6 protein-coding genes are annotated in these 5750 nt (G+C 73.8%); 3 read left to right on the forward strand and 3 right to left on the reverse strand.

Annotation, left to right across the window (positions count from 1 at the left end; genetic code table 11):
- On the forward strand, window positions 1-480 hold a 480-nt coding region (locus tag G5C65_RS29900; protein ID WP_165302176.1), incomplete at its 5' end, for a helix-turn-helix domain-containing protein.
- On the opposite strand, the gene G5C65_RS29905 is transcribed toward G5C65_RS29900, so the two are convergent.
- Both G5C65_RS29905 and G5C65_RS29910 read right to left on the reverse strand, forming a co-directional pair.
- Complete coding sequence (locus G5C65_RS29905) at window positions 477-1970, reverse strand: APC family permease (protein ID WP_165302177.1); 1494 nt, start codon at window positions 1968-1970, stop codon at window positions 477-479. The two genes, G5C65_RS29900 and G5C65_RS29905, sit on opposite strands and share 4 nt — an antisense overlap.
- Window positions 1964-2812, reverse strand: coding sequence for a carbon-nitrogen hydrolase family protein (locus G5C65_RS29910; protein ID WP_165302178.1), 849 nt, complete (start codon window positions 2810-2812; stop codon window positions 1964-1966). The genes G5C65_RS29905 and G5C65_RS29910 overlap by 7 nt, the downstream gene beginning before the upstream one ends.
- Before the next feature lie 171 nt (window positions 2813-2983).
- Here G5C65_RS29910 and G5C65_RS29915 point away from each other — a divergent pair, with 171 nt between their 5' ends.
- Together G5C65_RS29915 and G5C65_RS29920 are read left to right on the forward strand one after the other, a co-directional pair.
- Window positions 2984-3781 carry a FadR/GntR family transcriptional regulator gene (locus G5C65_RS29915; protein WP_165302179.1) on the forward strand — a complete coding sequence of 266 codons (798 nt, stop codon included), beginning with the start codon at window positions 2984-2986 and terminating at the stop codon, window positions 3779-3781.
- Between the two features lie 34 nt (window positions 3782-3815).
- The gene (locus tag G5C65_RS29920) at window positions 3816-4268 is read left to right on the forward strand and encodes a MarR family winged helix-turn-helix transcriptional regulator (protein WP_165302180.1); all 453 of its coding nucleotides are present in this window, start codon (window positions 3816-3818) and stop codon (window positions 4266-4268) included.
- Here the strand turns inward: G5C65_RS29920 and G5C65_RS29925 are convergent.
- Entirely contained in the window at window positions 4234-5694 is a 1461-nt protein-coding gene (locus G5C65_RS29925; protein WP_165302181.1) for an aldehyde dehydrogenase family protein, read from the reverse strand. The two genes, G5C65_RS29920 and G5C65_RS29925, sit on opposite strands and share 35 nt — an antisense overlap.
- Window positions 5695-5750: the final 56 nt, after the last annotated feature.

Genomic DNA, 5750 nt, shown 5'->3' on the forward strand with positions numbered 1-5750 from the left:
GGCGGCGGGGCGCGTGCCGCGCGGCGCCCGCGGGTCGGGGTCGGCCCCGGGCAGCCGACGCTGACCGCAGCGGCCCGGCAGCTCGACCAGGCCGCGCATGTCGCCGAGGTCGCCGCCGCGATGACCGGCGGCCCGGAGCGGCCGTACTACCGGGCCGAGCATCTGCGGCTGCGCGGCCTGCTCGCGCTGCTGCGGGACAACCGGCATCTGCGGGCGTTCGCCGAGTCCGAGCTGCACCGGCTGCTGGAGCACGAGGCGCGGCACGGGGCGGGGCACCTCGCGCTGCTGCGCCGGTATCTGGAGGTGAACGGCAACAAGAACGAGCTGGCGCGGCGCACCAGTCTGAGCCGCCCGGCGCTGTACGCCCGGCTGGCCGCCGTAGAGCGCATCCTGGACGCCCGCCTCGACGACCCGGAGACCCGCGCGTCCCTCCATGTGGCCCTGCTCGTCCGCGACCTGGACCGTGGCGGGGTCCGCTAAGGCCCCTCTGAAGATTCTGTGCGGCGGCGTGCGGGGCCTCGTGCGTAGCCGGCCAGGAACGCGGCGAACGGGACGGCGCCCAGCGCGATGCTCACTCCGACTCCGCCCCCCGTGATGAGGGTGAAGTTGGAGACGACCAGCCACAGCCCGGTGAGCAGGCCGGCCACCGCGAGCGCCGGTGCGATCCGGGTCTGCCAGACGCGCCCGGCTGCCGCCTCGGGGCGGCGGGCGAAGAAGACCAGCACGGCGACCGACGTGGTCAGCATCAGCAGCACCATGCCGACGGTGGACACCCCCGCCATCGAGCCGAACACGCCCACCAGCGGCTCCAGTCCGACCAGGGCGAAGACGGCGACCAACAGCAGCGCGGTGCCGGTCTGCACCAGCGAGGAGATGTACGGGGAGCGGTGCCGGGGGTGCACCGCGCCCAGCCGCTCGGGGGCGAGCCCCTGGCGGGAGAGGGTGAAGGTGTAGCGCGCGATGACGTTGTGGAAGGAGAGCACGCAGGCGAACAGGCTGGTGAGCAGCAGGACTTGCATCACGTCCCGCAGCACCGTCCCCACGTACGCGTCCGCCGCGTCCATGAGCATGTTCCCGTCGTCGGCCAGCGCCGCGTTGGCCACGCCGGAGACCTTGTCCGTGCCCGCGCCGAGCACCAGCGCCCAGCAGGAGACGGTGTAGAAGGCGCCGATGACGGCGACCGCGGTGTAGGTGGCGCGCGGGATGGTGCGGTCCGGGTCGCGGGCCTCGCTGCGGAAGACGGCCGTGGACTCGAAGCCGATGAACCCGGTGAGCGCGAACAGCACGGCGACGCCGAGCGGCCCGGAGAACGCCTCGTGCGGTGTGAAGGACTCGACGTTCACGCCGCTGTCCCCGCCCTGCGCGAAGATCACCGCGTCCAGGACGGCGACCACCGCGATCTCCAGGACCAGCGCCACGCCCAGCACCTTGGAGCTGAGCTCGATGTGCCGGTAGCCGAGCAGGGCGACGAGGGCCACGGCCGCCAGCGACCACACCCACCAGGGGACGCCGGTCGGTCCGCCGAAGTCGGCCAGGACGCTGCCCACGGCCCAGCCGAAGTAGCCGTAGACGCCCACCTGGATCGCCGTGTAGGCGACCAGGGCGACGGCGGCGGTGCCGACGCCGACCCGGTCGCCGAGCCCGCGCGTGGTGTACGCGTAGAAGGCGCCCGCCTGCCGCACATGGGGCGTCATGGTGACGAAGCCGACCGCGAAGACCAGCAGGATGAGGGAGGCGAGGGCGAAGCCGACGGGGGCGCCGGCGCCGGGTCCGCTGGCGATGGCGAGCGGGACGTTGCCGCCGACCACGGTGAGCGGCGCCGCCGCGGCGATCACCATGAAGACGATGGAGCCGGTGCCGAGCCGGCCGGACAGGTGCGCGGAGGACGGCGGTCGCTGCGCGGGCCCTGCGGACGGGGTCGACGGGGCGAGCGGAGCGGACGGGGCGGCGTCCTGGGGTTCCCTCAGCATGGGCGGTCCTTGGTGCCGGAAGGGACGAGTGAGGTGAGGGGGGTGGAAGGGGCGGCGGAGTCGTACAGCCGCGGCCTGCGGTCGGCCAGATACGGGTTCGCCGCGCGCGCCGCGCGCACCGCTTCCGGGTCGACGGTGGCGCAGAGCAACTGGTTGCCGTGCCGGGCCTGGGCCAGTACGGCGCCGGACGGGGCCACGATGGAGCTGCGGCCGACGTAGCGGAGGGAGCCCTCCTCGCCGTCGTGGTTGACGTAGGCGAGGTAGACCTGGTTCTCCCAGGCGCGCACCCGCAGCAGATGCTCCGCGATGAACTCGTACGGCTCCATCTGCGCCGTCGGCACCGCTATCAGGTCGGCTCCGGCGAGCGCCGCGGCGCGTACGGCCTCCGGGAACTCCACGTCGTAGCAGATCAGCAGGGCGATCCGGAGCCCGCCGTAGCGGATGGGGGCGGTCAGTCGGTCGCCGGGCAGGAAGTGGGCGCGATCCAGCTCGCCGAACAGATGGGCCTTGCGGTGGCGGCCGAGCACGGTGCCGTCGGCGGCGATCAGGAACGCGCTGTTGTAGCAGGCGCCCGGCGCGGCCCCGGGCGCGGCCGGCTCGGGCGCTCCGAGCACGAGGGCGACGCCGGTGCGGCGGGCGATGTCCTGTGCGGGGGTGAGCAGGTCGCGGCGGGCCAGCTCGGCCACGGCGCCGCCGATGTCGTACCCGGTGACGAACATCTCCGTGGTGACCAGCAGTTCGGCTTCCTGACCGCGGGCCCGGCGGCACGCCTGCTCCAGTTCGTGGAGGTTGGCGTCCACGTCGCCGGGGGTTCCGGCGGTCTGCAGTCCGGCGATCTTCATACGTGGTCCTCGGGTGGACGTCGGGGAACGTCGGGGAACGGTGGAGTTCGGACGGCTTGCTGCGCTCCGCCATAGAAACATGCTCACTTTGAGCACGTAAAGACCTCGGACGGTACCGGCGGCCCCGATCGGCCCTGCACGGCGCGCCGCAGGCGTGCGTACCCTTGAGCGATGGCGCCCCAGGACCGCAGCACGCAGCACGAACGCCCCCGGGACGGCACCGCGCGGCACCCGGGCCCCGCGGACAACCCCCTGACCAGCACGGCGCTCGCCGCGATCCAGCGCACCAGCGCGGTGGACACCGTGCGCGCGCGGATCTCGCTGGCCGTCGATCTGGGCCTGCTCGCCCCCGGTGAACGGCTCCCGAACATCCCGACCACGGCCGCCGCGCTGGGCGTTGCCGAGATCACCGTGCGGCGGGCGCTCTCCGCACTGGAGCGGGAGGGCGTCGTCACCCGCCGGCCGGGCCGGGGCGGCGGCACCTTCATCGCCGAGCGGCCGAGGGCGCACACCGTCCCGCAGGTCGTCGCCTACACCCAGGACAGCGCGCGCGTCCACCGCCTCGTCGACGAACGGGCCGTGCTGGAGACCGGTTTCGCGCACCTGGCCGCCACCCGGCGCGACCCGGACGCGCTCGCGGTGCTGGACGCGTGCGTCGCGGCCATGGACGAGGCCGAGACCTGGGCCGACTTCCACACCGCCGACAAGCGCTTCCACCTCGGGATCGCACACGCCGCCGGGCTGCCGCAGGCCCTGGAGATCTACGGCCGGGTCACCCGGGAGCTCTACCCGTACTTCCTGCCCTACCCCATGGCGTATCTGCGCGAGAGCAACGAGGAGCACCGGCAGCTGCGCGCCGCCCTGGCCGACCACGACCCGGCCCGCGCCGGGCAGTTGGCGCACGAGCACGTCTGTGCGCTGCACCGCACGATGTATGTCGGCCTCACGGCGGAGGAAACCGGAGAGTAATATGCATGTGGAAGCCACATGTTAGGGTTCCGCCATGAGCGGCGCGCCTGACACCAACTCCCCGCCCCTCGCCTCGGGCCCGGCCCTCTTCCGGCTGGTCCGCGTCCTGGGCCGCAAGCCGGGCTCGCTGGAGCAGGACCGGCTGATCCACATCCAGGTGGTCCAGGCGGTCGGGGATCCCGAGGACCCGGACGCCGAGGTGACGATCGGCTCCGTGGCCGAGCGGCTGAAGCTGAACCCCTCGACCGCCAGCCGCATGGTCACGGACGCGGTGAAGAGCGGCTATGTCACCCACGCGCCCTCGGAGCGGGACAGCCGCAGCAAGGTGCTGGCCCTGACCCGGGCCGGGCAGGGGCTGCTCACCCGGTCCCGGGAGTACCAGCAGCAGGTCTTCGACGACCTCGTGGCGGAGTGGCCGGACGACGAGGCGCGGGAGTTCTCCCGGCTGCTGGTCAAGTTCGCGGATGCCGTGGAGCGCCGGTCCTGACCGGCGCGCCGCGTACGACCTTGGTCTCCAGATAGGCGTCCAGCCCCTCGGGGCCGAACTCGCGGCCGTTCCCTGACTGCTTGTATCCGCCCCAGGGGGCCGTCCAGTCGAAGTCGGCGCCGTTGATGAGGACGGACCCCGCGCGGATCCGCGCCGCCACCTGGTGCGCCCGGTCCACGTCGGCGCCGACGACATACGCGGCGAGGCCGTACGGGGTGTCGTTGGCGATCTCGACCGCCTCGTCGACGGTGTCGTAGGCGATCACGGACAGCACCGGTCCGAAGATCTCCTCCCGGGCGATGGCCATGCCGTTGTCGACATCGGCGAACACGGTCGGCCTGGCGAAGTGCCCCGCCGCCAGGCCCTCCGGCCTGCCGGGGCCGCCGGTCACCAGCCGGGCCCCGGCGTCCAGGCCCTGCTGGATGTAGTCCTGGACGGTGCGCCACTGCGCGGCCGACACCAGCGGACCCATCCCGGTCTCCGGCGAGCGGGGGTCGCCCACCCGGATCGCCTCCAGGGACGGCACCAGTGCCTCCAGGAACTCCTCCAGGCGGTCCCGCGGCACCAGGGTGCGGGTGGGGGCGCTGCACAGCTGGCCGGTCACGGACATCATCCAGTCGTGCACCGTACGCACGGCCACGGCGAAGTCCGCGTCGGGCAGCAGGAGGTGCGGCGACTTGCCGCCCAGCTCGGTGTGGACCCGTTTGACGGTCGGCGCGGCGGCGACCGTGACCTTCCGCGCGGTCCGCACGGAGCCGGTGAACGAGATGACGCCGACGTCCGGGTGCGCGCTCAGCGCGTGCCCCGCCTCGGGCCCCTCGCCCAGCACGAGGTTGAACACCCCCGCCGGCACCCCCGCCGCGTCCATGACCTCGGCGAGCAGTACGGCGGAGTACGGGGCCAGTTCGGACGCCTTGACCACCGCGGGGCACCCGGCGGCGAGCGCCGCCGCCGCCTTCCCCGCGACCTGCAGCACGGGGAAGTTCCAGGGGGTGATCAGACCGGCGACGCCGAGCGGCTCCCTGCGGATCTCCGTGTCACCGCGCCACTCCCGGAAGGTGTGCTTCCGCAGCGCTCCGAGGGTGGTGGCGATCTGGAACCGGCCCGTCGGCACGTGCGCGCCGCGGGCCAGCGCCAGCGGCGCGCCCATCTCCGCGGTCACCGCCTGGGCCAGATCCTCGGCGCGCCGGTCCAGTTCGGCCAGCACCCGCTCCAGCAGCTCGGCACGCTCCTCGGGCGCGGTCCGCGCGTACGAGGCGAAGGCGCGGCCTGCGGCGGCGACCGCCCGGTCGACATCCGCCGCGCCGCCCAGCGCCACCCGGCCCGTGACCTCACCGCTCGCGGGGTCGGTCAGCTCCCGGACGGCGCCCTGGTGCCGGGGCGCCCGCCAGGCGCCGTCGATGTACAGCTCGGTGTGCTCACGCATGGTGCACTGCTCCCGGTGTCGAGGCGGGGGCCGCGTCCGGAAGTCCTCTCCCGGCC

This window comes from Streptomyces boncukensis (assembly GCF_011045075.1).
GTDB lineage: Bacteria > Actinomycetota > Actinomycetes > Streptomycetales > Streptomycetaceae > Streptomyces > Streptomyces boncukensis.

What these genes read in the sequence shown, in the direction of transcription:
- G5C65_RS29920 (WP_165302180.1), top strand. Translation starts at nt 3,816, where the DNA reads ATGAGCGGCGCGCCTGACACCAACTCCCCGCCCCTCGCCTCGGGCCCG.
- G5C65_RS29915 (WP_165302179.1), top strand. Translation starts at nt 2,984, where the DNA reads ATGGCGCCCCAGGACCGCAGCACGCAGCACGAACGCCCCCGGGACGGC.
- G5C65_RS29910 (WP_165302178.1), bottom strand. Translation starts at nt 2,812, where the DNA reads ATGAAGATCGCCGGACTGCAGACCGCCGGAACCCCCGGCGACGTGGAC.
- G5C65_RS29905 (WP_165302177.1), bottom strand. Translation starts at nt 1,970, where the DNA reads ATGCTGAGGGAACCCCAGGACGCCGCCCCGTCCGCTCCGCTCGCCCCG.
- G5C65_RS29925 (WP_165302181.1), bottom strand. Translation starts at nt 5,694, where the DNA reads ATGCGTGAGCACACCGAGCTGTACATCGACGGCGCCTGGCGGGCGCCC.